The sequence below is a fragment of the Rubinisphaera italica genome (assembly GCF_007859715.1).
GTDB classification, from domain to species: Bacteria; Planctomycetota; Planctomycetia; order Planctomycetales; family Planctomycetaceae; genus Rubinisphaera; species Rubinisphaera italica.
Map to the genome: position 1 here is coordinate 1,055,461 of NZ_SJPG01000001.1, position 25,762 is coordinate 1,081,222.

16 protein-coding genes are annotated in these 25,762 nt (G+C 48.3%); 8 read left to right on the forward strand and 8 right to left on the reverse strand.

The window, feature by feature from the left end; genetic code table 11:
- Positions 1-29: 29 nt before the first annotated feature.
- Positions 30-686 carry an adenylate kinase family protein gene (locus tag Pan54_RS04055; protein ID WP_146502288.1) on the reverse strand — a complete coding sequence of 219 codons (657 nt, stop codon included), beginning with the start codon at positions 684-686 and terminating at the stop codon, positions 30-32.
- A gap of 197 nt (positions 687-883) precedes the next feature.
- Between Pan54_RS04055 and Pan54_RS04060 the strand changes: the two genes are divergently transcribed.
- From Pan54_RS04060 to Pan54_RS04070, 3 genes are all read left to right on the forward strand, one after another.
- Complete coding sequence (locus Pan54_RS04060) at positions 884-3,949, forward strand: PSD1 and planctomycete cytochrome C domain-containing protein (protein ID WP_146502289.1); 3,066 nt, start codon at positions 884-886, stop codon at positions 3,947-3,949.
- Between the two features lie 95 nt (positions 3,950-4,044).
- Positions 4,045-5,484 carry a DUF1501 domain-containing protein gene (locus tag Pan54_RS04065; RefSeq protein ID WP_146502290.1) on the forward strand — a complete coding sequence of 480 codons (1,440 nt, stop codon included), beginning with the start codon at positions 4,045-4,047 and terminating at the stop codon, positions 5,482-5,484.
- 68 nt (positions 5,485-5,552) lie between these two features.
- On the forward strand, positions 5,553-6,818 hold the full coding sequence (locus tag Pan54_RS04070; protein ID WP_165441571.1) for a PDZ domain-containing protein: 1,266 nt from the start codon (positions 5,553-5,555) through the stop codon (positions 6,816-6,818).
- A 111-nt stretch (positions 6,819-6,929) separates the two neighbouring features.
- Here the strand turns inward: Pan54_RS04070 and Pan54_RS04075 are convergent, their stop codons facing one another.
- Positions 6,930-8,024, reverse strand: a complete 1,095-nt coding sequence (locus Pan54_RS04075) for an acyl-CoA dehydrogenase family protein (RefSeq protein WP_146502292.1) — start codon at positions 8,022-8,024, stop codon at positions 6,930-6,932.
- Positions 8,025-8,322: 298 nt separating this feature from the next.
- On the opposite strand from Pan54_RS04075, the gene Pan54_RS04080 reads away from it, so the two are divergent.
- The 3 genes from Pan54_RS04080 (at position 8,323) to Pan54_RS04090 (ending at position 11,270) form a co-directional block, all read left to right on the forward strand.
- Positions 8,323-8,880, forward strand: coding sequence for a hypothetical protein (locus Pan54_RS04080; RefSeq protein ID WP_146502293.1), 558 nt, complete (start codon positions 8,323-8,325; stop codon positions 8,878-8,880).
- 109 nt (positions 8,881-8,989) lie between these two features.
- Complete coding sequence (bioD, locus tag Pan54_RS04085) at positions 8,990-9,712, forward strand: dethiobiotin synthase (RefSeq protein WP_146502294.1); 723 nt, start codon at positions 8,990-8,992, stop codon at positions 9,710-9,712.
- Positions 9,713-9,860: 148 nt separating this feature from the next.
- Entirely contained in the window at positions 9,861-11,270 is a 1,410-nt protein-coding gene (locus Pan54_RS04090) for a hypothetical protein (RefSeq protein ID WP_146502295.1), read from the forward strand.
- A gap of 9 nt (positions 11,271-11,279) precedes the next feature.
- On the opposite strand, the gene Pan54_RS04095 is transcribed toward Pan54_RS04090, so the two are convergent.
- The 3 genes from Pan54_RS04095 to Pan54_RS04105 form a co-directional block, all read right to left on the reverse strand.
- The gene (locus Pan54_RS04095; RefSeq protein ID WP_146502296.1) at positions 11,280-12,143 is read right to left on the reverse strand and encodes a hypothetical protein; all 864 of its coding nucleotides are present in this window, start codon (positions 12,141-12,143) and stop codon (positions 11,280-11,282) included.
- Positions 12,144-12,293: 150 nt separating this feature from the next.
- A complete protein-coding gene (locus Pan54_RS04100; RefSeq protein WP_146502297.1) occupies positions 12,294-14,291 on the reverse strand; it encodes a hypothetical protein in 1,998 nt (665 codons plus the stop codon).
- Between the two features lie 129 nt (positions 14,292-14,420).
- Complete coding sequence (locus Pan54_RS04105; protein ID WP_146502298.1) at positions 14,421-15,152, reverse strand: 3-keto-disaccharide hydrolase; 732 nt, start codon at positions 15,150-15,152, stop codon at positions 14,421-14,423.
- A gap of 519 nt (positions 15,153-15,671) precedes the next feature.
- Here Pan54_RS04105 and Pan54_RS04110 point away from each other — a divergent pair.
- Positions 15,672-15,851, forward strand: a complete 180-nt coding sequence (locus Pan54_RS04110; protein ID WP_146502299.1) for a hypothetical protein — start codon at positions 15,672-15,674, stop codon at positions 15,849-15,851.
- A 227-nt stretch (positions 15,852-16,078) separates the two neighbouring features.
- Here the strand turns inward: Pan54_RS04110 and Pan54_RS04115 are convergent, their stop codons facing one another.
- The 3 genes from Pan54_RS04115 to Pan54_RS04125 all read right to left on the reverse strand — a co-directional run bounded on the left by Pan54_RS04115 (position 16,079) and on the right by Pan54_RS04125 (position 24,675).
- Entirely contained in the window at positions 16,079-18,850 is a 2,772-nt protein-coding gene (locus Pan54_RS04115; RefSeq protein WP_165441572.1) for a c-type cytochrome domain-containing protein, read from the reverse strand.
- A gap of 145 nt (positions 18,851-18,995) precedes the next feature.
- Positions 18,996-21,974 (reverse strand): COG1470 family protein, encoded by a 2,979-nt coding sequence (locus Pan54_RS04120; protein ID WP_146502301.1) that lies wholly within the window; start codon positions 21,972-21,974, stop codon positions 18,996-18,998.
- 148 nt (positions 21,975-22,122) lie between these two features.
- Entirely contained in the window at positions 22,123-24,675 is a 2,553-nt protein-coding gene (locus tag Pan54_RS04125; protein WP_146502302.1) for a DUF1549 and DUF1553 domain-containing protein, read from the reverse strand.
- Positions 24,676-25,299: 624 nt separating this feature from the next.
- On the opposite strand from Pan54_RS04125, the gene Pan54_RS04130 reads away from it, so the two are divergent.
- Positions 25,300-25,740: a hypothetical protein gene (locus Pan54_RS04130; protein WP_146502303.1), complete on the forward strand. Its 441-nt coding sequence runs from the start codon at positions 25,300-25,302 to the stop codon at positions 25,738-25,740.
- Positions 25,741-25,762: the final 22 nt, after the last annotated feature.

Genomic DNA, 25,762 nt, shown 5'->3' on the forward strand with positions numbered 1-25,762 from the left:
CGATCGCTTCCTGTTGGGGATTTTTTTCATTACGACTTAATGCGATATTTGGCCAGATTCAAATCGCGTTGAATATCAGCCTGAACATCGTTAATCGGACGGTCGCCACGCACGGTAATCACCAGTTCTTTGCGGCGGAACAGGTTGAGTGCAGGGAGTGTTTTTTCTTCGTAGTCAAGCAGTCGTTCGCGGATGGCATCGGGGTTATCATCGGGGCGACGGATTAAGTCTTTGCTGCCACAAGCATCGCAAACTCCGGAAACCTTTGGAGCAGCGGAAACGAGATTATAAGTCGCTCCGCAGTTTCCACAGACACGTCTTGAACTAAGTCGTTCGATAATCAATGGGGCTGGCACATCGATATAAATGACGGCATCGATATCGTAACTTTCGAGAAAGAATTCCGCCTGAGCTTCATTACGGGGGAAACCATCGAGCATGAATCCGTAATTCCAGTCGTGCTCCTGCAATCGCTGCTGAATGATGTTTTCAACAAATTCATCGGGAATCAGTCGTCCAGTGCTCATCAGTCGCTTAATCCGGGCGGCCAGTTTTGTGTGATTTTTGATATTCCAGCGAAGGATGTCCCCCACACTGATATGGACCAGGCTGAAACGCTTGCACATGATTTCAGACTGCGTTCCCTTACCACAGCCGGGCATTCCCATGATTACATATTTGTGCATCGACAACTTCCACGTTCATTCAAAGTAGATAGATCACTGTTAGTCACATCACTCAGTAAGGAATCATATCGGCAAATCAATTTCAGGTTCAACTCCACCGACTTTGAACTCAGCCTGAGTTCTTTTATAATCAAAGTATTCAATTATGTCTGTGCTGTGAGTTTTTACCGATTACTCAAACCCATGAAAATTTTACGATGAATGATCTGGATCTCCACTACAATGATTTGTCGACATTTCTTTCGAGAACTCTTCTGGTCATTCTGGGCTTTTCAGTGCATCAGCAGGTTCTGGCGGACGGTCCATTACAGTTCAATCGCGATATCAGGCCGATTCTTTCCGACAACTGCTATGCCTGCCATGGCCCGGATGCGAGCAAACGGGAAGCGGAACTCCGATTGGATGCTGGCGAGGATGTGATCCGAGATCGCGGAGGATATCGGGTGATTGCTCCTGAGCATCCGGAGAATAGTGAGTTGATCGCTCGCATCGTCAGCGAAGATCACGATTTGATCATGCCGCCCGCTGAACATGGTGAACCATTAAGTTCAGAGCAAATCGCGTTATTGCGACAGTGGATTCGGGAAGGAGCCACTTTTGAATCTCACTGGTCATTTCAGCCCCTGGCAGAAGTCACGCCTCCTGAGCAGAAGTCGGGCGCGAATCCGATTGATGCCTTCATTGCCATAAGGCTGAAAGAAAAAGGATATCAGTTTTCCAGTCAGGCGGAACCTCGAGTCCTACTGAAGCGTATGAGTTTCGATTTGACAGGTTTACCACCTGACCCGGCTGATGTGCATGCTTTTGAGAAAGCGCATACCGCAGAAGATTATAAGAAATGGGTCGAGAAACTGCTGGCATCTCCACACTTCGGGGAGCGGATGGCGATGTACTGGCTCGATCTGGTGCGATATGCAGACTCGCTCGGATATCATGGCGATCAGGAACGATCGGTTTCGCCGTATCGAGATTATGTGATTCAGGCCTTCAATGAGAATAAGCCGTTCGATCAATTTACGATCGAACAATTGGCTGGAGATTTATTGCCTAATCCTACTTTGGAGCAGAAGGTAGCATCCACTTATAACCGGCTCAACCGTGCTTCCGGCGAAGGGGGTGTTCAGCCAAAGGAATATCTTGCGAAGTACGCAGCCGATCGTGTGCGAACGCTGGGAACGGTCTGGTTAGGAACTACCGTCGGCTGTGCGGAATGTCACGATCACAAATTCGATCCCTATTCCATCAAAGATTTTTACAGTTTTGCCGCCTTTTTTGCAGATATCAAAGAGCTGGGAATTGTTTCAGGTGCCAGGCATATCGAACAGTTGCCTGTGCCGACAACAGAGCAGAAAGTTCAGCAGGAGAATCTGAAATCCAAACTTACAGCAGCCGAGCAGGCTTATCTGAAAGATTCCCCCGAATTGCAAGTGGCCTTTGAGAACTGGCAGATTCAAGCGCTCGAACAGGCAGAAATCTGGGAGACTCTCAAACCAGCATCTGCGACCTCTCAAGGTGGGGCAACTTTGAATATTGTCGAAGAAGGCACAATTGTGGTGTCAGGAAAATCTCCAGACAAAGATGTTTATCGGATCGTTTTACCGCTTGAGAAGTCGCTTTCCAAAATCACTGCTCTTCAAATGGAGATATTGCCCGATGATTCCCTCCCCAATAAAGGCCCCGGGCGAGCCGGCAATGGAAATTTTGTGGTGAATTCGATCAACGCCACCATCAATGGAAAGTCTGTGAAATGGAGCCGTTCGTTTGCCTCGCATTCTCAGCAGGGTTTGCCGGCAGAGAATCTGGCCGCAAATCAAAAAGGGTGGGCAATTCTTCCGCAAACAGGGCAACGCAATCATGTTGTCCTGGTGATCGAGAATCCCGCCCAGTTCACAGCGGAAGGCGAATCGGAACTTGTCGTCGAAATCTCACAAAATCACGGGACTTCGCATACGCTGGGGAAATTTCGGCTGTCAGTGACGTCATCTGATCACCTGAATGACAAACTCTCGTTTCCAGAAGCCTCAATTGTTGCACTCCTGAAAAGTGAAGAGCGAAACTCTGCCGATTCGCAAAAGAAACTGATGGCTTATTTTCGCGAGCAATCTCCTCTGCTCAAAACAGAACGTGATTCTGTAAATCAATTGCGGAAAGAACTGACACGTCTGGAAGCTTCGATTCTGACAACACTCGCGACGAAAGCAACAAATCCTCGTGAAATGCGTGTGTTGCCACGGGGGGACTGGATGAATGATAAAGGCGAGATCGTATCTCCTTCCGTTCCCGTCTTTCTGGCTCCTGCTGTGGAAAAGTCGGAACGCTTGAATCGACTTGATCTGGCAAACTGGTTGGTCGATCCCCAGAACCCTCTGGTCGCACGCACGTTCGTCAATCGGATCTGGATGTTGTTTTTTGGACAGGGGCTATCTCCTAATGTGGACGATCTGGGAGCACAGGGGCAGTCCCCTTCACATCCGGAATTGTTGGACTGGCTTGCACAGGAATTTATTGAAAGTGGATGGGATGTGAAGCATCTCGTCAAATTGATTGTCACCTCGCAAACGTATCGCCAGCAGTCACAGGCGACTCCAGAGCTGCGAAAGCAGGATCCGTTCAATCGGTTGTATGCACGTCAGTCCCGCTGGAGGCTCGATGCCGAGATGATTCGAGATAATGCGCTTGCCATCAGTGGGTTACTCGACCTGGATGTAGGCGGGCCGAGTGTCAAACCTTATCAACCAGTCGGTTACTGGGCTCAGTTGAATTTCCCAAAGCGAAAGTATCAGGCCTCGAATGGAGAAGCTCAATATCGACGTGGAGTTTATACTCATTGGCAACGGACATTCCTGCATCCAAGCCTGCTTGCATTTGATGCCCCGGCTCGCGAGGAGTGTACTGCTCGTCGCGAACGTTCCAATACGCCTATTCAGGCTCTGGTTCTGTTGAACGATCCGACCTATGTCGAGGCGGCTCGTGTGTTCGCTCAGAAGATATTGCAAACAGAGCTCACTGAAGAAAACGAGCGACTGGACTGGGCCTGGAATCGGGCACTGGCTCGTTCAATTTCCGATGAGGAGCAATCCGTCTTGCTGGCTCAACTTCACGAAGCACAGATGTATTATGAACAACATCCCGATGCCGCCGCTCAGGTTGTGAAAGTCGGTTTGGCTCCCGTCCCAACTGGAGTTTCCCCAGTCGAAATTGCGACCTGGATGACTGCGACACGTATTCTGTTAAATCTGCAGGAAACAATTACGAGATATTGAGAATACCAAGTATTACTAAATCAAAAATCAATTACAGAACGGGGGCGGGGACTCTCGAAGAGAAGCCCCCGCCAACCGAGTTGAATGGAAGAATCATGATTGATTATCAAGCTCAGCAATTAGCTGCTTTAAAGCAGAATCGTCGGAGTTTTATTAAACATACCGGGGCAGGTATTGGCGGGATTGCATTGCATGCATTGATGGCGGCTGAAAACAATTCGGCTTTAGCGGGGGAATTGACGACTGGCCATCTCAAAACCTTGCACTATCCGCAACGTGTCAAACGAATGATTCACCTGTGTATGGCGGGAGGACCTTCGCATCTGGAAACACTGGATGACAAGCCGACCTTGCGTGCTAAGCACGGTGAACCGATGCCGGAGTCGCTGACAAAGGGGCAGCAGATTGCTCAATTACAGGGTCGAGCACTCAACTGTTTTGCTCCTCAGTTTGAATTCAAAAAGTTTGGAGCGAGCGGTCAATCGATTAGTGAGTTGTTTCCACAGATTGGATCGGTTGCCGATGACCTTTGCATCATTCGTTCGATGCATACCGATCAAATCAATCACGATCCTGCTCACACATTGTTCAATACTGGCAGTGGAAACGCGGGCCGTCCCAGTATGGGAGCCTGGTTGCTGTATGGTCTGGGGCAGGAAACCGAAAATCTTCCAGGCTATGTCGTGTTAACATCCGTTGGAAAGGGAGGGCAGGCACAGCCGATTGCCGCCCGTCAATGGCATAGCGGCTTTTTACCGTCGCGATATCAGGGAGTCCAGTTTCATGCTTCCGGGGCTCCGGTTTTGTATTTGAATCGTCCGGAAGGGGTGACAATGTCTCAGCAGGAAAGTCTTGTCGGTTCGATCAATCAACTGAATCGCCAGTTCGATTCCGTGGTCGACGATCCCGAAATTGCGACGCGAATCCAGCAATATGAAATGGCATTTCGGATGCAATCGAGCGTGCCGGAGTTGATGGATTTGACTGGGGAAACAAAACAGACATTCGAGCAATACGGCACCCAGGGAGGTGATGGGACCTATGCATCCAACTGCCTGCTTGCTCGAAGGCTGATTGAAAAGGGTGTTCGGTTTGTGCAGTTGTACCATCGGGCATGGGATCATCACGGCGGCATCAAACGTTCAATGGAAATCACTGCAGACGAAGTCGATCGTGCCACTGCTGGTTTGATCGCCGATCTGAAAGAGCGAGGCTTACTCGATGAGACGCTCGTTGTCTGGTCGGGAGAATTTGGTCGTACTCCGATGGCTCAAGGGTCAGGACGAGACCATCACATCAAGGGATTTTCGATGTTTATGGCTGGAGGAGGAATCAAACCAGGATTTTCCTACGGAAATACCGACGAATTCGGCTACAATGCTGTCGAGAATCCGGTGCATGTGCGAGATTTTCATGCCACGATGCTCAGGCTGTTCGGGATCGATCATCACAAATTGACCTACAAATTTCAGGGGCTCGATTTTAAATTGACTGGTGTGGAAGAAGCCCATGTCGTGGAAGAGGTTTTGTCCTGATCCTTCGACAGCTGTTTAATTCAGATCTCTTTTACCTGAGGGTTTCGAAAATGTCAGAATGGTTCTGCATGAGAGTTAAAATAACTTGCCATCTACCAGTGGCTTTCCTGTTCGCAATTCTATTTTGCGGTTCGATCGCTACTGCCGAGCTTCCCCCGGCCCCTGCTCTTCCGGAATTAACAAGCGAATTACGTCAGCAGGCCCTGCTTAAGCTTGATGCCGATGATTATCACACGCGAGCAGAGGCTCAACAGCTGCTTGAACAAGGGGGAATTGAAACCGCACAGGCATTACCCAAATATGCAGCAACGGCATCGATTGAAGGAAAAGTGCGTGCCGAGAAAGTTCTGGAACAGATCACATTAAAATTGGTTCAGACTCAGGCCGACGAACAGATTAAGAAAGTTCAGCAAGTGACTCAAGACTTTCGTCAGGCTGATTTCGATTTGTTCGGGCCTCGGCTTGATGAATTCCAAACGACTTACGCAACTCTTATGGAACGGGCCAGTGCCCGCAGGCTGATTCGCTTGAATGCGGTGATTGATTTTGAAAAAGCGAATAAACCGATTGAGGGCATCTCAAACACTCAATTCGCGATAGACTTACCAGAGTTAGTCTATCTCGGCGCAGATTTTACTGGCCAGGAAGAAGATCTCCAGCACATTTCAAAAATTCTGCTGACCAGTGAAATGCAACTGGGAAATCGAAGAGGTATCTATCATATTGGCAACTGTCCCATTCCCATCGAGCGATTGAGAGACTTAGCTGCTGGTGTGCCGGGGGTTGCTGTAGAGCATCGGAGTTCTGCCCGGATGGGAATTTCAGGGCCAGTCAGCACGTCTTACAGTGAAGAGACCGATTGGAAAATCCAAACGGTTCAGCCAGGAACTTCGGCGAAGTATGCCGGTTTGCAGACTCAGGATACGATCGTTCGTCTGGATGGAAAACTCGTCGGAAATTTCAAAAGTTTCACCGTCGACCTTGAACCTTATCAACCAGGCGATCGCCTGACGCTCGATATCCAGCGGGATTATGCTAAGTCAAAAATTGTGGAACTTGAACTGGATGATAAAAAGCAATGTGGCATCGAAGTCGATGCGGATTTTAAGCGTTTCGTGCTGATTAAATCAGTCACAAAAGACTCTGCCGCAGAACGAGCAGGACTCTCTTCGATGTACCGCATCGACCGCGTTAACGGCTTGCCGTTATTCCGCCCCGAAGATTACGCTCATCTAATGACACTGATCCAGGATGAAGAAACCATCAAGTTGACAGTCAGACCACTCGAAGCCGTCGAAGTTCAAATGCGCGGTTGGGTTGGACCTTACAGGTAGGGGCCGATCATTTTCAGGATGTTAACAATAATACAAGCACGAAGCCCAAGCGAGTGTATTTAATTGATCGGACACACTCGCTTGGGCTTCGTGCTTGTATTCTCTTGATTATTAACTCTCAACAAGAAAAGTCGGTGAGCAGGCAAATTCTTTCATGGCGGATTGGGCCACTGCAGCCGGGCAGGACCAGACCAGGAAAAACATTGCTTCGCGAATGGTTCGTTCCGCTGGGTGCCCTTTGAGGAAGCCGCTTCCTTTGGTCGCCGTTAAGTAAGCCTGAGCAGCTCGCAGGACCAGCGAGTTCGCTCGTGTTCTTAAAGACTGCGGCGTCAATTTCGAATCATCGCAACTTGGGTTCTCTTCCAGTATTAACAGATCGTTCACCAGTTGCTGAGACTCGGCTTGCATCTGGTCCGCTTCTGATTTTAGTTCGATCCGTTTTTCAGCCTCCTCTACCAATCCCAATACGGCTCTTCGAGCAACACCTGCCGTGATGACACTGGTTGTGAGCGATCCGGTGCCTCCACCACCCGATTTCATCACCTGTTCAACGGGGCCGGCAATCACGTCATCTGCCGAAATCTGTAATCCCTGAAGTTTCAAATTTCCTGTTGATGACGAAGTCAAAGAAAGCATGTCCGCGATTTCCCCAAATGCAATGCTTTTGTTAGGGCAAGAGGCCGTTGTCAACAATTGACGACCATCGGGCAGGGTGCCACCAGTGACGAGGAGATCGGTATGGTTTACTCCCGTGACCCAGGGAACAAAACCGTCGATAAGATATCCAGAGTCTGTTGCCTCAGCAGTGACGGAAGGCTTACTCAAATGCTGACGAGATGTCGATAGATGCGAAATCCCGACGGTTGCCCAGATTTTTCCTGCAGCCAGGCTCGGTAAATACTTTTGTTTCAGTTCCTCGTTTTCACAGGCAGCGATTCGCTGAACAGCCGCGTTTCGTTGTGATAAGACAAACGCGGTCGACAAGCAGGCGACCGAGAGATCCAGATACAGCTTTGTATACTGAGTCGTTTGACAAGCTGTTCCGCCAAATTCCTCGGGAAGATCCCAGGCGAAGACTCCCGCCTGTTTCAAAATCTCAAGCTGATCTACCGGCCAGAGATTTTTTTGATCCGTTTGTGCGGCCAGGGCAGAAATCTGAGTGAATATCTGATGGTCAATTTCGGTCGACAGGTAATAATCATGCATTAGTTGTGTGCCAATTGGATTCAATGACAATCGTTTTGAACAGGGAATTCCACCTTTTTATTTTATCGGATTCAAAACGAAGTCACAGGGTGTAGAGAGGAATGCAGCAAACATTCTCCAGTTTGCGCAGACATTTTCTCAGGTTCATCCTCTGAGTGGTTTGAACAAATCCCTGAGGAACTTTACGCTTGTAGAAAGATAATACTGGAGCGTGATTCATTCAGTAAAATCATAATGTCTGGTTTGTGCGATAAACTGCCAGTCAATCCCGCCTTTTTCATGCCACGAAAGATATTCGATGAAGCTTCTGCTACTACCGATTTTGTTTGCCTTGGGAACTGCTTTGTGCTGGGGTTTGTATGGTCCGACAATTCAGAACGCCAGAAGTACAACAGGTGCCTGGAGCCCTTTTAAGCCTTATGTATTTATCGGAGTGGCTTATCTGGTATGGGCCTGCGCGGGTGGCTTAGTGGGAATGAAAGTTAAAGGGGATGTTTACGTTTTTGGTGGGGAGCAAAGTCCAGCCATGATCTGGGGCTTTCTGGCTGGAACGCTCGGAGCATTAGGGGCATTGAGTTTAACTTCGGCGATGCTGAGCGGAGGCAAGCCTCTCTTTGTGATGCCGATTGTGTTTGGCGGTGCGGTTACTATCACTGCAATTGTCTCGATCATTCAGTTGAAAGATGCCAGCCATGTCAATCCTCTCCTCTGGGTGGGCATGGTTGCAGTAATTGTCGGTGTTGTGCTGGTCGCCATGTACACACCTCATGGACATCCCCCTAAAAAGCCTGTTGCCGAACAATCTCACAACGAATCGGACCCTTCTCCGCAGACGGTCGATCATCAATCGAGTTGAAGCATGGTTTGATACAAAGAGTCAACCAGTTTAATGTGAGATTTAATTGTCTCAGTTTATTCTCTGATGATAAGACTGGTCCAAAGGCTTTTGCCAGGTAATACAGCTCATGCGCGGTTTGTTTGTCACAGGAACCGATACCGATGTTGGCAAAACCTACATAACATGCGAATTGATCCGTCGCTTACGTGCTGAAGATTGCTCGGTTGGAGCATATAAACCAGTTTGCTCGGGTTCAGTGCTTTCAATAACGGGTCAACAAACTTGGTCGGATCTAGAGGAACTGCATTCGGCCACTGGCAGAGAATTTCCGAGTGATCGGATTTGTCCTCAGCGATTTCATACAGCGGTCGCCCCGCCGCGAGCAGCAGCGTTGGAAAGTCGAGTTGTTAATGAGTCGCAGCTGATCGATGGACTGGCTGACTGGCAATCTCATGTGGACTATCTGCTCGTCGAAGGAGCAGGGGGGCTGCTTTCTCCTGTTTCCGATCAGCATACGAATGCTTCGCTGGCTCAAGAGTTTGGGTTTCCCATACTGATTATCGCTCGGGCAGGTTTGGGGACGATCAATCATACACTCCTAACGATCGAAGCGGCTCAGAGTCGTGGGTTAAGAATAGCGGGCATCATCTTGAATGAGACTCAACCCAGGTCTCTGGTGACTGGTCGGGATGAATCTCTGAATCATAATCTGCAAGACTTGCGGAGCTGGACGAATTGTCCCGTGTTGGGGTACTGGTCCTATCAGGGGCATGCTTTAGTCGATGAATTTGGTCAGTCAATTTCGCTCAATTGGCAAGAACGATTCGACATCTCTGCATCGGTTGGGTAAGCTGATAATGATCACCTGATGTGCAAATGAGACCTGAAGTTTCTTTCAAACAGTCTTTTTTCAGCCATTTAAAATAAAGTGTGCCATCAACCTGTCTCGAACAATCCAGACGATACCATTTTGAATAGTTACCGGGAGTTTAGTCGCCATGCCCAATGACGATTTTGATTTGAGTTTCCTGCATGACAATAAGGCTTCAGATTCCGCGATTGAGCAGAAAAAAGAGGTCGAAGAATCCGAAGAGTCCAATGAAAATCAGGAATCGAGTTCGGACGAAGACGTTGTGGACGAAGACGTAAATGAAAGTTCCGAAGAAGTGGAAGCCGCTGAAGCCCCTCCCGAGAAAAAATCGGGTTCGGACAGCGGAACAAGTTTGAGCTGGATGGACGGTCCTCAGCTCTATCAGGATTCAGACAGCGGAACTCGCTTTGCTTCTGCATTAGGTTCTGACTCCTCAACTGGAGAGTCGCTCTTTGATGAGAAACCAGCGGAGTCGGCTGAAGCACCTGTTGAGGAAGAGGCACAAGTTACAGAGGACACGATTGAGGCCGCCGAAGACGTTGCCAAATTGGAGGATGAGAAAGAAGAGAGTTCCCCTGCAGACCTGGATGAGACTGAAGTTATTTCTCAGGAAGAACCGAAAGTGGATTTGGAGGAGACCATCGCTGATACTCCTGAGGCCACCATCGCACCAGCGAAAGTAGAGGAAGTCGCAGCCTCTGTTGATCAGGATGAGGTCGTGGAAGTGAAGCCGGTTACAAAGCCGGATAATCAGAAAGTCAAAAAACCAAAGACGAGCAAATCGAAGCAAACCACGACTGTTCCCAAACTTCAGTTCACGATTCTGGTCAGTTATGCAAGTGCAGTCACGTTGATTTGTGCCTATCTCATCATGCAATCTTACTCTGGAAAGCCGCACGATCTGGAAAGCCTGCCCGATTTAAAACCGCCTATGCAGGATGATCAAATTGCTTATCGGCTCGTACCTGAAGCGGCGACATTACCCCCGGGACACGAACTCGAACTTGGAGAATCCCGACGGTATGGCAATCTGATTGTGACACCACTGCGTGTGGAAAAAGGGACTCTCCGTTTTGAGCATTATACAGGGGACCCTGCTCGCAAACGCGAATCGGTCCCACAAGTTCTCAAGTTGTGGGTGAAATTCGAAAATGTCTCGAAAGATCAATCGTTTTCTCCACTCGACCGAAAAATTCTGCTCACACGTATTGTCGATTCCAATAATCGAACTCAGTTGCGATCGAACCAGTTTCTCTGCCCAGCTGGCAGTAAAGGCGACCTGAAAAATACATTTCTTCTGTATGATCTCGAAGAATATGGTGACTGGAACTTTGCAGGTATGCAGGATGACCCCGTCCTCAAGCCAGGAGAAACGATGGAAGCGTATATCCCTGCATCACCTGACGCAGCCGGCGAACTTGATGGCGCTGCGGTCTGGCGGCTTCAGTTTCGCAAGGGGTATAATCCCAAATCGAAGCGGGGTGTGACCACGCTCATTGAAGTGAAATTCAATAAGAATGAAATCGAGTCTGCCTGATTCGTCCTATTAAGCAGTGGCAACTTCATGCAGGATCCGCTTCTCTGGCACAACTTTTTCAACGGCTGCAGGGGGAACTTGAGTGAGTAAAGGGGCGATGTGTTTTTCGACAAACACGCGATTCATACAGCTCAAATGACCACCATAATGCCAGTCTTTCAACATTTTGATGCTGTAGTCAATCTGATGGAATTTGTCGCTGTACAGTTGATGCTTTTCTGTCTCTGTTACTTCAGGAAGTCTGAATCCTCGGTTACCAGCTGAAGGACAGTGCTTACGATCCAAAGTACCGACAGCCATCGTGCCGAAACCCAGGAAATACAAATCCAGCGGGGAGCGGACATGATAAATACGATCCGAAATTGCCTGCAGAGCAAAAGATAAATCGTATCTCGGACTGATTGCCGGCGCGATCATCACGGCACGTGTGATTTCGCGTCCGTTGGGAAGGGCTTCCAGAATCTTTGGGATCATGGCTCCCCCACCGGAATGTCCGACTAATGTGACATCTCGACCTGGATACAGATCCTGATAATCGCATATTTTTTCAGCGATCGAAGCGGCTAATCTCGCATTTCGATTCGGCATCCAGAGATTGAACATTGCAGGCTTGACGTTGAATGTCCAGTCAAAAATCTCAATCGCGACTTTCACCCCGCCATCGCTTAAACCATTGACCACGGAATGCGAAAGACTACTCTGTCCTTCAATACCGGGGAGTAAAATCGTAAGTCCACGTTCTCGGCGTTCCGGGGTATCGAAAGCCAGTTTTGGCAATCCGTAGTTTCCGAGCAATGCTCTCGGATAAGTGAATGTCGAAATCAACCCACGCAGGAAGCGTGCAGAATTTCGAGCTGAAACTGGTGAAGTCATCCCTGACCCTTCGTGCGATGGAAGATGAGTGGGACAATGTCTATTTGCGGATATCGTTTTCAAGGGGCAAATTTCAATTGTCATCTGGAGGATACAAAACGAGCCGGGAACCCGGAATTGCAATATTTTAGAAAATGAGATAAGTCAGAATTACTCTGGAGCAGATTCTAGTTGAAATTCCAGATCAGGGGAAATCGTCGACTGCAAAACGAGCCGAGAGTCATCATCCTGAACAAAAGCCACGACTTTGAGTTTGGTAAAGTCGCTGGGAACATCCTCAAACTGGTAGCCACGGTTTTTCTGAAAAGTGTTGAGATCTGCCATGATTTCCGCTTTCAACTCAGAAATCGAAACCGTTTTCTCGAAAGTTGCTTTGCCATCTTTAATGGCAATCCCATTAGTTCCTGCTGGCATGTCGCGAACTACCATTTCGTGGAGTCGAATTCCGTTGGGAGCATCAAAATGAATCAGTGGATCGACAATTAACAATCGGAGTCGGACGGCGGTACGGCTTTCGGCCACACCGCTCACCTCAACTTTAATTTTCATTTTGTCTCCTTCGGCCGTGGCATCCAGGTTAATCACGACGGAAGAGGGTTCATTGATCAGACTGCCCACTATGGGGAGCAGTTCCTCATAATGATTTTCCGCATGAAAGACAAAGCCACCCACGGAACTGGCTGGTCGTCCATTGATGATGAGTGTAGGTGTACCACCATCACCATAATAACTGAATCGAGCTTCGGAGTCAGAATTGGTGAGTGGATCCGGTCGCGGGATATGCTGGTGATAGCGAACCGCAATGATTTCGGGACTCGGGAATTCCTTTTCCAAACCTCCCAAAGCCAGATCTCCTGCCACGCATGGAGGACAAGCCGAACCGGTGAATAATTCCAGTAATGGAATTTTTCGATTTTCCTTCAACGTAGGCTTTTGGTCTTGTGGTTCCACAAAATAGAACGCCTCTTTTTCATAGGCCTCATCCAAATAGCGAGTTAGTTCATCCCCCTTCTTTTCAGAAAGTGACTCAACTTTTTGTAAAGCCGTTTGAGGCTCATCACCATCGAGATTAGGAATTGCACCAACCATTCGACTCAAGCCAGGTAATACTGCCAGTTTACTATAAATTTTGAGGGCTTCCTCTTTCTTGTTGGTTTTCTCAAAATGAGTCGCAAGAGCGATTAACCCATTGATTTCAAAAGGTCGGTCAACAAGAAAGGTCTGCAGTTTTTCACCGCCCGATTGCTGATCTTCTGCGGAGTCTGATGAGAGTAGATACTGACTTTCCAGTAAGTCCATCCGTTCTGCATAGCTATCCGGAAGAGGCTCGCCAACGATTTCCTTAATCTGGTCGAGAGCAGAACGTGCGATCGATCGATATTCTGGAGACGATTTTGTGAGAGTCGCTATTTGAAATAGTGTTTCCGGGACCAAATTCGGTCCCCAGCGTTTTGACGAATCGATAGAATTCTTCGTGAACTCTTCTACTTTTTCGAGTGGTAAATTCTGAGCGACTGCGGAGTTGATCAGCTCGTAGTATGCCGAACTTGTGAGTGGGAGATCGGGATGATCTTTGATAAATGTCTGCAATGCAGTTATTTTATCTTTCGCTTTGATTGCCGACTCAAATGCATCGGTGCCTTCGGTTTTGTCTGGGGTTTGAATTTCGCTCATGCTCGTGGCGGAAGTTTTTACGAGTCGGGCAGGAGTGACATCAAGTTCTCCCTCCATGAAAAATGCGCCGAGCACTGCTTCACCGTGCAGTTCGCCCACAAAGTTCATGGTTACGCCTTCTCGAATGTTGATCGAGAGCAGGATTTCGTCTTCGCGAAAGACCACTTGGGTCATTTTCCAGGATTCAAACGATGGCCCCGGAGCTTTATCGACTTCACGTAGGGCCCGCTGTCCATTGAACTCGCCAATTTGGACCAGGAATGGATGGAAGTCTGTTGTCTGTTCGGTAATAACCAGCATCCACCGACCAACCCAGGGGGGTAAATCCTCGACCTGTTCCGTAGATGTTCCTACAGGGGTGGGTTCACTATCTTTGTCTGCTGTTGAGCCAGAGCCACATCCCAAGCCTGAGAGGCATAAGACAATCAGAAATAGTGCCAGAATGGTTATGCGACTTTCACTGGTGGTAGTCATGGAGAACCGTCAATCGATTGCGAGAGGTATTTAGTGTTCGTATGTGTGTGGAGTGCGATATGTTAATTTGGTCTATTATAGTATGGTCACTCATCTTACGACTATGGCAACTTGTAAAATATGAAGTGCTTATTTTACAGCGATCCGAATTCGTCGAAATTCCAGAGGAAACCCTTCCGCCTGGAAGCCGAGAGTTCCTTCACTGCGTTCGCCTGGAGCACTTTTGCAGATTTTGGTTCCATTCAAGAAAGAGGTCAGTGTGCCATCAAGTGAAATGACCTCGATTTCGTTCCATTCTCCCACTGGATGACGAACTTGCTCTCGAGCCTTGGGATTATCTTCGATTACGACATTCGCGATTCCGCCGTTGGATTTGATGGAGGCTAATTCGCTGAATTTCCCCTGTATTTCCACTGATTCTGGCCAGATTTTCTGCTCCGGGCCGATATAAACCAGCACGCCCGTATTGCTTTGAGGCAATTTCTCTTCGCTTAAACCCGGTTTGGGCAGGAAGCGAAACTCGAATATTAACGAAAAATTCTTGAAGTTTTTGTGGCTTTGCAGATACCCCTTAGGCACTCCCGTAGAGATTAGCGAGGTCCCATTTTGAGTCCAGGTCTCTTCTTCGGCGGCAACTTTGTTGAAATCAGCCAGAGTTAATATTCGATAGCCTTCCTCTGGAGCAAAATCATCTGTGGCTGGCTGCATTGGCTGTTTTGCCGAAGAGTTCTCCACAGGAGTTTCCATTGAAGTAACATCTTCATCAGAAGGAGTTTGCGGAGATTCGCATCCACTCAGAATTGAGATTCCACATCCCAGTAAAATACAGAACTGGAGATGAGTGAATTGGAAAATCTGCATGAATTGGTTTCGATTTTCAGGATTTGACGGGAAAGAATCGATTTCAGTGGTCGGGAAATCGTTATGAACAAAGACCTAACATCACTGATAGAGTGTACTGCAATCAGGGCTCATGAGGCAAACCTCGGGAAATTTTGGGAGAATCCCTTTAACCTGAATAGAAGGCATAATGATTGCAGTATTCCTATCTGCCTGAGGATCGCGATATCTCCCAGCTTCTGATCAAAATGCAATAGCCAATTTAAAATGAGGAAGCCGATAGAAAAGATATTGATTGTTTTCTTTCGACTGACCAGACAACTCATTAAAAATCGTTGAATTTGAGCAGCGGTCAGATACGAAACTCCCTCAATTCGCTATTACGATCGGCGCACCTCTCGGCTATTTGCCGACAGAACTGATCTTAATATATCAACTGCATTTAGCAGTTCATGACAACGGATAGACGGTTGCTTGAACGCTGGACCTGCCAGTCTCTCTCCGATCTATTCTGGAATACGTCACTTAAGGATATCCTTCATGCAATCCCTCAGCAGTACGGAAATTCAAATTAGCTTTCTGGAAGTCCTAAATGAGAAGCTTCGCCGTGAGGCTGCCGATCACGCTCCAGTTCAGGCCCGACAAATCAATTACTGGCCAATGTTTGTGGTCAGCGGATTGCTGAGCTTTTCTGCCTGGACACTGAGTTGGATCAGTTAGCAAGACACTGGTGAAATGCCGAAATACTTGAGACGATTGAAGCAATAACTGCTTCGGTCGTCTCATTTCTTTTGGCTTGTACGAAGTAATGACTTATCAGGAGCTTATCTACCTGCAGGCAAAACCTTTAGGTTCATCCCATTTGGAAAATATCACCAGAGCATGTGGGTGTCAGGACTTCAGTCCGTAGCCCACGGCTCGAACCTATTGCTTCAGCCGATAGGAATTCAGTTAGGCTCAAGTGTCTGCAATAATTTCCCGCTTTTGCCATCCCAGATCCGGACAACTCCTGTATGGCCGCCTGCAACCACCAGGCTTTCATCCTCGGTGACATCGAACGCATTCAGGTAATTCTGTGCCCCGGAAAGATTTCGATAATTTCGACCATTGCCAGCCTGATAAAGTCTGACAATTTTATCTCCGCAGCAGGTTGCCAGATTATCGCTCACGCCGATGTATTCCAACCCGGTGACCTGTTTTCCGAAACCGGTAATTGTCCGCTTTTGAGAACCATCCTGCACGTCCCAGATTTTGACGGACTTATCAGCAGAAGCACTGGCAATTGTCAATCCATCTGCCATCCAGTCCACGCTCAGCACGTGTTCGGTATGTCCTTCAAAGGAAGCAAGTGGTTCTCCTGTATCGACAGCAAAAACCTTGACAAACTTGTCTGCTGAACCAGTCGCCAGTTTCTGGCCATCTTCCGAAAATTTGATTGTCAGAATGCTATCGCTATGGGCATTCGGTATGGTTCTGACTAATGTTCCTTCTTTCCAATTCCAGATTTTCAATTCCCCGTCACGGGAAGGATCTCCGCCTCCGGTTGCGAGTAACGAACCCTCTGGTGAAAAGTCGAGTGCTGTGACGCGATCGACAAATTCGCTCTTCTCAATGGCCAACTCTCCATTGGCGGGGCCAAGACGTCTCTGCAATGTCCATTGAGGCGATAAGGACACCTTTTCGATGCGGCCATCGGCACGAATCTCACAATAACGATCACCCGAGATTGGTATCCAGCCGAGGCTGCTCTGCCATTCAGGGACCTGGAATTCATCGACAGGTTGCTTTGTGGAAACATTCCAGGTTTCAATGGTACCCGTTGATGTCAAAATGCGTAAAAGCTGAGCGTCCTCGAAGGCAATATTGACAGCCAGGAGTGTCGATTTGTCTCGGGCCTCCTGGCTGACTTTGAGTTCGCCTTCAATTTTCTTGACCAGTTCGGCTGCAAGTTCGCTTTGTTTGGTTTTCGCCTCATTCTGTGTTTTAGAACGCTCTAATGCCGCCTTTTCTAACTGTAGAGTGGTCTCTGCTCGTTTCAGAAGTTCCGTTTTTTCGTCGAATTTCGCAACCGCTTCGTCTCGTTTCTTCTGAGCAGCCTCCTGTTGTTTTTTTAGTTCAGCATCCTCAGGTTTTTCCGCAAGTTTCTTGTTGGCAGCCTCAAGAGCTGTGACTGCTTCGTCCCGTGGAGCTGTTACTTTCGTGATTTCTTCTTTGGCTGGTTCAATTGCTTTCTCTGCTTTCTGAACGGCTTCTTCCCGCTGTTTCAGGTCTGTCTCGGCAAGTTTCACCAGATTCAGACTGTATGCAGATTGCGCTTTCGCAATCGCGAGTGCCCGCTCCTGATCTTTCACTGCCTTCTCAGTCGAAGCTGGTCGAAGGAATTCCTGAGTCTGCTTACCATTGGCATCCCAAACCCGTACAACTCCATTTTTATCGACGGTTGCAGCGGTCTTCAAATCTTCTGTGAAACACAGCTTTGTCGTATCCCCAGAAACTGCCCATCCCCTCACTGCGGTGCGGTTTGTCAGATCCCAGATGACCGCATTTCCGTCTGCTGATAACGCCGAAAATTTATTTTCTGCAACAGGTTTGAATTCGATCACAGCTGCATCGCTCTTTTTGAATGCCGCCCCGCTTTCCTGCCAGGTGGGATCAGCTTCTGCTTTGGACCATGTTCGCAGTTGGCCATCAGCATGAGTTGTTACAAGAGTTTGTAAATGAAATGCCAGCTGAGTTACGGGTGAGGGGACGGTTAACGTGACTATCGATTCTGAATTCGTGGGGTCTAGAATTTTAACATCTGTCTCGGTCGCGATGGCAAGCAGATTGCCTGCATCGTTGACCGCCACTGCTTTGGCTGCCGGGATTTTTGTCTCAGAGATTTGGTGGCCTTCATTGCTGCCGAGAAACAATCGTCCGGTTTGCCCGATCACTGCAAATTTTGTCCCGGCAGGGGAATGACTGAATGCTGCGACTGGCTCGTTGATATGTGCATTTTCAAGAATCTGAAAGGCATCCTTTTGCCAGATTTTTACATTACGATATCCAGCAGTGGCGAGTAATCGTCCATTGGGGTGGACCGCGATTGCATTCACATAATCCCGATGAGCGGCAGGCAATTCTGGATCAATAAGGTTCGACACATCCAGAGGGTTTGTGATAGAAATTACCTGAACGCGATTTCCTCGTCCGACGGCGAAGCGAGATTCATTGGGGAAGAGCGAGAGCGCGTACACAGGTTGCAGATTCTGTGGCATCGTCGACCACACAACCGTGCTGTTCGTCAGCCCGTTGCCAGCTGGAGCTCCCAGATCAATCCAGCGTTTTAACTTCCAGACCTCTTCGCCAGTGAGCTTCTTTGCATTCATTTTATTGGGTAGTGGCGGCATGAATGACTCTTCCTGGCGACTGACCACCTGGAATAGATAGCTTTCATCGGACTTTCCAGGCACAATCGACGTGCCGCTATCTCCTCCCTGCATCATCGCCACGTGAGATTCCAGATTCAATGACCCTTCTTTAATTTTAGAGTTATGGCATGCCAGGCAATTGTTCTTGAGGATCGGAGCGACATCCTGATCAAAATCAACTTCCCGTCCCAGGTCCACAGCAACAGGAGCAATCGGTTGCTCATCTGCAGAGGTGACTCTAAGCGGAGAGGCAATGAGCACGAGGATTGAAAAAGCGAGAAGGCCGAAGTGTCGCAGTTTTTTTTGCATGGATGAATTCATTCAATTAGTGCCCTTTCAGGGCTTAGATTTGGGACTGAGATAACGGTTATGCACTCCGCTGTCGTGCTTGAGAGATCATCAGCCCAAATTTTTGGTAGGGAAGGCGCATTCGGTAGGACTCTGAAATGGGCGATTACTCGACTTTAATTGTCACAGTTGCGTCGATATGCAGGGTTTGTCCCTCTTGTTGTGTGGAAACGCGGACAGTCGAAAGGGAATGGGAACCTACGGTCGCTTCCGGGGAAGCAGTCAACTTGAGCTTCGCGGTATTCTCTTCGGGAGATAGCGATACCGTTTCCCAACTGATGCCGCTCACTCCAGGAGGAATGGTTGCGGTTAAATCGACAGGGTATTTCTGCTCGCCTTCTCGTTTGATTTCGACTTCAATTTCCTGGCTTTCTCCCCGCTTAATAGCCACATCTTTTCCAGATTTCACTGCGAGTGAAAGAGGAGCTTTGTGTACCAGGAAGACAAGACGATCGAAAAGTTCATCCTGTTTGAGTGCTTTGGGTTTCTGAGCGCTTTTGACTTTATCGAGAGTTTTCTTGAGGGCATCAAGTTTGGTTTGATTTGTTTTTACGCGAGCTTGTGTGTCCGTCAGTTTCTTTTGTTGAGTTGTCAACTCCTGTTGATTGCTCTGAGCGGTTTTGTCCAGCTCCTGAACCTGCTTCATCAGATTCGATTTGTCACTCTCGCTTTTAGTAATTTCGTCCTGCTTTTGTTTGATGGAATCCATTAACGGTGTTTTTGCGGCTTCTTCAGTCGCGGCTGCCAGCTGTGTTTCTAAATCGGTCAATTCTTTTTTCAGCCGAACGGTTGTCTCTTCCTGTTTTTTGATCTCAGCTTGCAGTTTCGCTTTTTCTGCAGCATTTGCCTTCAAGTCGGCATCGAGCTTTTTTACCAGTTGATCGATTGTCGTCTGTACTTTTTTGTCAGCTTCCAAAGTCGTGTTGGCATCATCATACTGCTTTTGAGTTCGAGCCACTAATTCTGGATTGCGAACATAATTGACTTGAGTTTCGCCGTGAATTGAACATGTATGCCAGCCAACCTTGGCATCGGTGGCAAACTGAAAGTGGATTGAACTTTCAGAAGCCTCTTTTGGGATTACAGGAGTTGTCGCAGTAATCTTGGCATTCTTGTCCAGTCCATCTGCTTTTAAAGTCACTTTATCTGCATATCCGGCCAGTCGTTTGACCTGCAAGGGATGCCAGAAAAGTTGGGACTGACAGACATGTTGGAATAATTGCGCTTGGGTCAACGCTGGTTGAATGGAGTCTGTTTCATTGAGGACGGTAACAACCAGAGAGTGCCCCTGTCGGGAGACCGCAGGCATGTTGGCCGCTGCCTTCCAGGCAATCGAAACTGGCAATACACGAACAGACTTTAATTCCGCATCTGGCTGCTCCTTGAGACTGGGGTCAAAAGGTTTTGCAGTGAGCTGCAATTCCGAAAAGCCTGCTGGGGCATCCTCAGAGGAGTACAAAATCAACTCCCCAGTTTGCTCGCCCGGCGGTATCAGGATTGCGGGAATTTGGACTCCCGGTGGTGGGTGAGGGGCTTCAACAATGACACCTTGATCAAAGCCCTGAATTCGATTGACGATCACCTGTAAGCTGGTCGTTCCTCCACGTCGCATGATACAACCGCTCGGCGTATCGATTGTAGTCGTTCCCACGACATGAGGATGCGTAAATGCATAAACCTGAAACTCTGGTTGAGGAGTGGATATGTGCAGACGATAGGGAGAAAGTTTTCTTTTGCCAGTGACGGCATATCGATTGCGAATCGAGACTCGAAATTGTCCATCTTCCGGGGCGACTGTCGTGAAGTCGATGTCGTCTGTGAGGGTATCGAATACATTGGGGATGAGATTTGCAGTCAGATCATCCGGTACGGGGATTGATTTGACGATTTCGTTTCCCTTGTCATCTTTAGATACATGATCGAGCTGGACAAAGGGATCGAGAATCTTGCCGTCGCGTTCTGCGAAAACCTGCAACCAGATTGCCTGGCCTTTTTTGATATCAAAGACATAGCGATCGACATCGTTGGCATCCTCAAATTGACCAGTGACATCGACTGGTAGCTGTACGAGTTGAGATTGTGCGACCTCATTGTTTGGTTCCGTTTCCAGCTGAATGGCTGTGTCGATAACAGGCAGGGAAGTCAGGAAGCTGTGCTGGTCCTGTGGTGACAATCTTAAAACCTGACGGGTGACCATCAATTCGCGTGGATTAATAAATCCTGAAAGTAACGGATGCCCGGAATCAATGGTCAAGTTTTGCAATTCGACGGACTCTGGCTTGTCTTGAGTAAGAATCCCCTGAAACTTAGCCTCTGTCTCAGTTGAGAGTACTGGAGGTTGAATTTGGCTGGGGATTTTCCAGTCTGCGACTTCAAGCCGATAGATATGGGCATTGGAATTTTGAAACAGAAAATCATATATCCGAATTTTGTAGGGACCTGCCTGGGACGCTGTGAAATTCAGTAAAGGATCCTGATCTCCTACGCGGCGGGCGAAGGCAATGCGATGACCATTGGGGCTATAAACTTCCACAGCCGGGTTCATACGAGAATCGAGATCGAGGCAGTTCACGCGAAGTTGAACCTGTTGGTTTTGCGGCAACTCCACTTGAAATTCATCGATATCTCCACCACCTTCACAGCGACTGTAATAAGCAGTGTTTAATTCGATGGCGACAGGTTCCTGATTTTTCCAGTCGCTTTCCTGAAGAGCTTGAACGGGTATCTGTTCGACACGGAACATACGGGCATTGCTGACGCCAAAACGTCCTTCTGCCCGTACGGAATGATAACCTGCAGGGACATTCGGAGCGATTTTTACTCGAAATTTGCGGGGATTTGAATGCGGATCGGGGTGATCGATCTGCTCGATTCCAGGGGAAGAGAAGACGAGGCCGGAGAGTTCATCCAGATCGGTCCCATCAAGCACATTGACTTCAAATTCCGATCCAATTGTTCCACCGGGCGGGAATACAGATCCCAGTTGAGTGACCGGTAACTGGCCGAGAACAGAGCCCTGATTGAACCCTGACAGGATCAGTGTGGTCAGGCAAAAGCAGGCAAGGGGATTCGGTATGAAAAACATGGCGGGAACTCTCAAGGCAGGCCGTTTGTGTTTTGTGCATCGTTTCGACTTGTATGCAGGTCTGGTTCTACTGAATTAATCCAACTTTCCAGAGTAATCAGTCATTTCTGGGAAACCTGACCTGCTGCTCCACCAATTCGGATTTTCATCAGTGATTGAACATGAACTCTTTCGAGTTGATCAGAGCCCAGATGACATCTTCGTAAGAAGTTTTCACTTCGACACCTTCACGAGAAACATAGCCGACAGCGGCTTGCAACTCTTCTGGTTTTGGTTGGCGGGAATAAGCCCACAAGTAAAGGTCAGAGATTTTCTCTTCATGGGAGCGGTCTTTGTCAGCAGCCAGTAGACTGGCTCGGCCTTTTCCGTCCGCAATTTTCCCTTGGACATCCTGACTGTTTAACAGGTGCAGGGATTGTGCCAAACTGGCATCGGCAGAGCGTTCGCATTCACAGGCGGTCTCTCCTTGAGGCTGTCCGAAAACCTTCAGGAAATAAGGCGCATTGTTGACATCCCGCATCTGCAACGCTGCGTATCCGGCAGGCAAACCATTGATGCGGCTTTTCGCTCCTGTGATTTGATGCAAGGCATCATAAAGCACTTCGGCAGGTAATCGCTTCGGGTAATATCGGGAGAAGTTCTGCTTGTCTTTTAAGTTATACTCGTTCGGCATCGCACTGAGTTGATACGTATTGGAATTGCAGATCAGTCGCACGAGCGCTTTGAGATCGAAGCCTGATTCCACAAAACTCTTGGAAAGAGCATCCAGCAATTCGGGATTGGCGGGAGGGTTGGTCGCCCGCATGTCATCTTCAGGATCAACAATTCCTCGACCGAAGAAATGTTTCCAATATCGATTCACGAGTGTGGCAGAGAAAAACGGATTGTCCGGTTCTGCCATCCAGTCAGCCAGTGCGGTTCGAGGATCCTGATCGGGGGTTAACTCTGCTGGTTCTCCACCCAGTCCACACGGCTTTAAATCGGATCCCGATCGAGGGTTCTTGGCGGTGGCGTTGCCAATGTTATGGTAAATGCGTTTTGCTCGCCCCTTTACATTTTCATTGCCAGAGGGGGTCTTTTTACCGATGCGGGAATAGAACGCAGCCATGCTGTAGTAATCGTCCTGGCTCCATTTTTCAAAGGGATGGTGATGACAACGGGCGCATTGGATTCGCACACCTAGAAATAGCTGGGTGCTGTCTTCGACCAGGGCTTCGGAGTCGGTCACTTCACGATACCAGGCGACCGGGGGATTTTCGTCCATACTTCCGGTCGCGGTCACAATGTCACGTACCATTTGATCGTAAGGTCTATTCTCGTAAATGTTATTCCAGATCCACTGGTAAAATGCATGGACTCCCTGCAGGTCTTCCGGGCGATCTTTGCGGTTGCGTAACAGCAGACTCCATTTATTTGTGAACAAGTCAGCGTATTCGGTCGAGTCGAGTAAACGATCGATTAACTCGCTGCGTTTGTTTGCATTGGTGTCAGCTAGAAATGCACGTGATTCCTCTGCGGAGGGTAATTTTCCTGTGACATCCAGGTGGACACGTCGAAAGAAAGTCGCATCATCCGAGCGTTCAGAAGCAGGGATACCGAGTTGCTGTAACTTCCCGAAAACAGCCTGATCAATCAGGTTGCCGGATTCTGGAATCGGTTGTGTGCTGGCTCCCAAAGGAATTGTTGCTCGGAATGTAGAAACCTGTCCCTGATAACGAGCCATAATGGCAACTTCACCACTGAGTTGTGCGGTTGTCACAAGTCCTTCAGGAGTCACTTCGGCCATTTCCGCCACATTCGGCTCATACAATGCCATACGTGTGACATCTTCGGTATGTCCATCGTTGTAAGTGGCAATCACACTGATCTGCTGATTGACATCCTGCCCCATGATCCTCTGTTCGGGAAGACATTGGATGCCTGTCAAAACAGGATCGCTTTCACTCCAGTATGGCATACCCTGTTCAATCCAGCGATAGATTAAACGGTATTCTTCGCTTTCAGGTTTGAGAGGACTACCACCGCCATGAGGCACAAGACCGGTCCCTTTGGTGAGCAGCAGACTTTCTGCAGGAGAAGCAGGGGATAATCTGCGGCCACGACTTTCATAAACCAGAAATTCGTAATCATCTTCTGGATAAAACCCGAGGAGAGAAAGCTTGAAGCCATTCTGGCCACTCGCTTTGCCATGACAGCCTCCTCCATTGCATCCCAGTTTTGAAAAGATGGGCACAACCTGAGTTTTGAAATTGATGGGATGGACGTCATCCATTCCCGTAACGATGACTGGTCGAGTTGCCTGAACTCCCAGAGACGTTTTAATTGTGATGACTGCGGAACCATTCTCTTTGGGAACAATCAAACCGTTCGCGGTGACACGAGCAACATTGGGCGGTTCAACATTCCACGTGACATCACGGGTGTAATCAATTAGCCGCTGATCCCGCATCAACCCTGAAGCGAACAATTGCTTACGATCATCCTGGCCACGCAGGGTAACTGCCCCATCGGCATCATCTGCAAGGACGGGGCCAATCGAGAGTTCAGCAATGGTGAGGGATTGCTCAGCAGGCTCGTTCGCCTCTATAGGACTGAGTCCCAGGCCGTGACTGAGGCCGAGCCCAGCAGTAAGGCCATAAATCAGGAATGTCGCAGCAGTTGACCTGATAGCGATGAAGGCAGCGAAAGTTCGTTTGATCATAGGGTCGTCCTAATATTCCCACGAAGTCAGTTGAAACTGCAGGTTGGTTTGTGTTTGCTCAAGTTGTGAATTCATTGAATTCGCGACTCAATTCCGGTGGGGCGCATCGGCAAGGTTTGTGCTTGGGGAGATGAATTTTGTCATGGGTTTGCATCGTGCAAAATTTTTCACAACTTATTCATCATGTTCAAACATATCAGTATTAACTTGATTGTCAACATCGAAACAGCCGATTCCGCCTACTCCTTTTGATGTTTTATCAAGGTGTGTACATGTGGTGAACATGGCCGATGTGATTCATCGTGAGTGTGGTTTTACTTGTTGAGTGATTTGTCTCATTTCAAAAGTCTAAACAGCTCAGCGCCTGGGAGTTGGTCATAAGTGATTATACGCAGCAGGCATCTGTCCGTGAATATTTGAAAAACAACCTGACCTTTTTGGTTGAAAAGAAATTTTGTTTCCTTCAGTTTCTGTTTAAGTATCTTGTACGGTTTTTGATAATTATAACTCTGCTCACCCTGTTTCCTGCGGTTTAGAATTCCTATCATTTCGGCTTGTGATTCATGTTTCCCCTTTCAGTCGAGAGATCTCTGAATACCAGTTAATTGAGCCGCTGTGATCCTTATGTCAGACTCGACTTCTTCGCTGTCATCGACTCATGCTGCTAAGCGTATTCAGTTGATCCTGCGGCTTATCGGGTTTGGTGGGTTGCTGGCAACTCCGGCGATGCTGATGCCGGTCGAATGGATGCAGCAGTTGCATCGGCAAATCCTTCCCGGAGAGTTGCCTGCGACTGCGAGCATCAATTATCTCACACGTTCTCTGGCAATGTTCTATGCTTTGAGTGGTTTGGTCACGCTGTATATTTCCTTTGATGTGAAACGATATGCTCCCTTGATCAATCTCTGGGGGATTTGCGCGATGCTTAAAGGATGTGTGATTGCAGCCATCGATCTGCACGCTGGCTATCCACTCTGGTGGATGACAATCGAAGGACTCTTTTCATTCCTGATTGGGTTGTGGATCTGTCGACTCTCCTGGAAACTCAATACTCATACTCAGTAGTGAGGACATCCTGATTGAAGGA

Excerpts from the sequence above, each read along its gene's own strand:
- Pan54_RS04055 (WP_146502288.1), bottom strand. The coding sequence starts at position 686 with ATGCACAAATATGTAATCATGGGAATGCCCGGCTGTGGTAAGGGAACG.
- Pan54_RS04060 (WP_146502289.1), top strand. The coding sequence starts at position 884 with ATGAATGATCTGGATCTCCACTACAATGATTTGTCGACATTTCTTTCG.
- Pan54_RS04065 (WP_146502290.1), top strand. The coding sequence starts at position 4,045 with ATGATTGATTATCAAGCTCAGCAATTAGCTGCTTTAAAGCAGAATCGT.
- Pan54_RS04070 (WP_165441571.1), top strand. The coding sequence starts at position 5,553 with ATGAGAGTTAAAATAACTTGCCATCTACCAGTGGCTTTCCTGTTCGCA.
- Pan54_RS04075 (WP_146502292.1), bottom strand. The coding sequence starts at position 8,024 with ATGCATGATTATTACCTGTCGACCGAAATTGACCATCAGATATTCACT.
- Pan54_RS04080 (WP_146502293.1), top strand. The coding sequence starts at position 8,323 with ATGAAGCTTCTGCTACTACCGATTTTGTTTGCCTTGGGAACTGCTTTG.
- bioD (WP_146502294.1), top strand. The coding sequence starts at position 8,990 with ATGCGCGGTTTGTTTGTCACAGGAACCGATACCGATGTTGGCAAAACC.
- Pan54_RS04090 (WP_146502295.1), top strand. The coding sequence starts at position 9,861 with ATGCCCAATGACGATTTTGATTTGAGTTTCCTGCATGACAATAAGGCT.
- Pan54_RS04095 (WP_146502296.1), bottom strand. The coding sequence starts at position 12,143 with ATGACTTCACCAGTTTCAGCTCGAAATTCTGCACGCTTCCTGCGTGGG.
- Pan54_RS04100 (WP_146502297.1), bottom strand. The coding sequence starts at position 14,291 with ATGACTACCACCAGTGAAAGTCGCATAACCATTCTGGCACTATTTCTG.
- Pan54_RS04105 (WP_146502298.1), bottom strand. The coding sequence starts at position 15,152 with ATGCAGATTTTCCAATTCACTCATCTCCAGTTCTGTATTTTACTGGGA.
- Pan54_RS04110 (WP_146502299.1), top strand. The coding sequence starts at position 15,672 with ATGCAATCCCTCAGCAGTACGGAAATTCAAATTAGCTTTCTGGAAGTC.
- Pan54_RS04115 (WP_165441572.1), bottom strand. The coding sequence starts at position 18,850 with ATGCAAAAAAAACTGCGACACTTCGGCCTTCTCGCTTTTTCAATCCTC.
- Pan54_RS04120 (WP_146502301.1), bottom strand. The coding sequence starts at position 21,974 with ATGTTTTTCATACCGAATCCCCTTGCCTGCTTTTGCCTGACCACACTG.
- Pan54_RS04125 (WP_146502302.1), bottom strand. The coding sequence starts at position 24,675 with ATGATCAAACGAACTTTCGCTGCCTTCATCGCTATCAGGTCAACTGCT.
- Pan54_RS04130 (WP_146502303.1), top strand. The coding sequence starts at position 25,300 with ATGTCAGACTCGACTTCTTCGCTGTCATCGACTCATGCTGCTAAGCGT.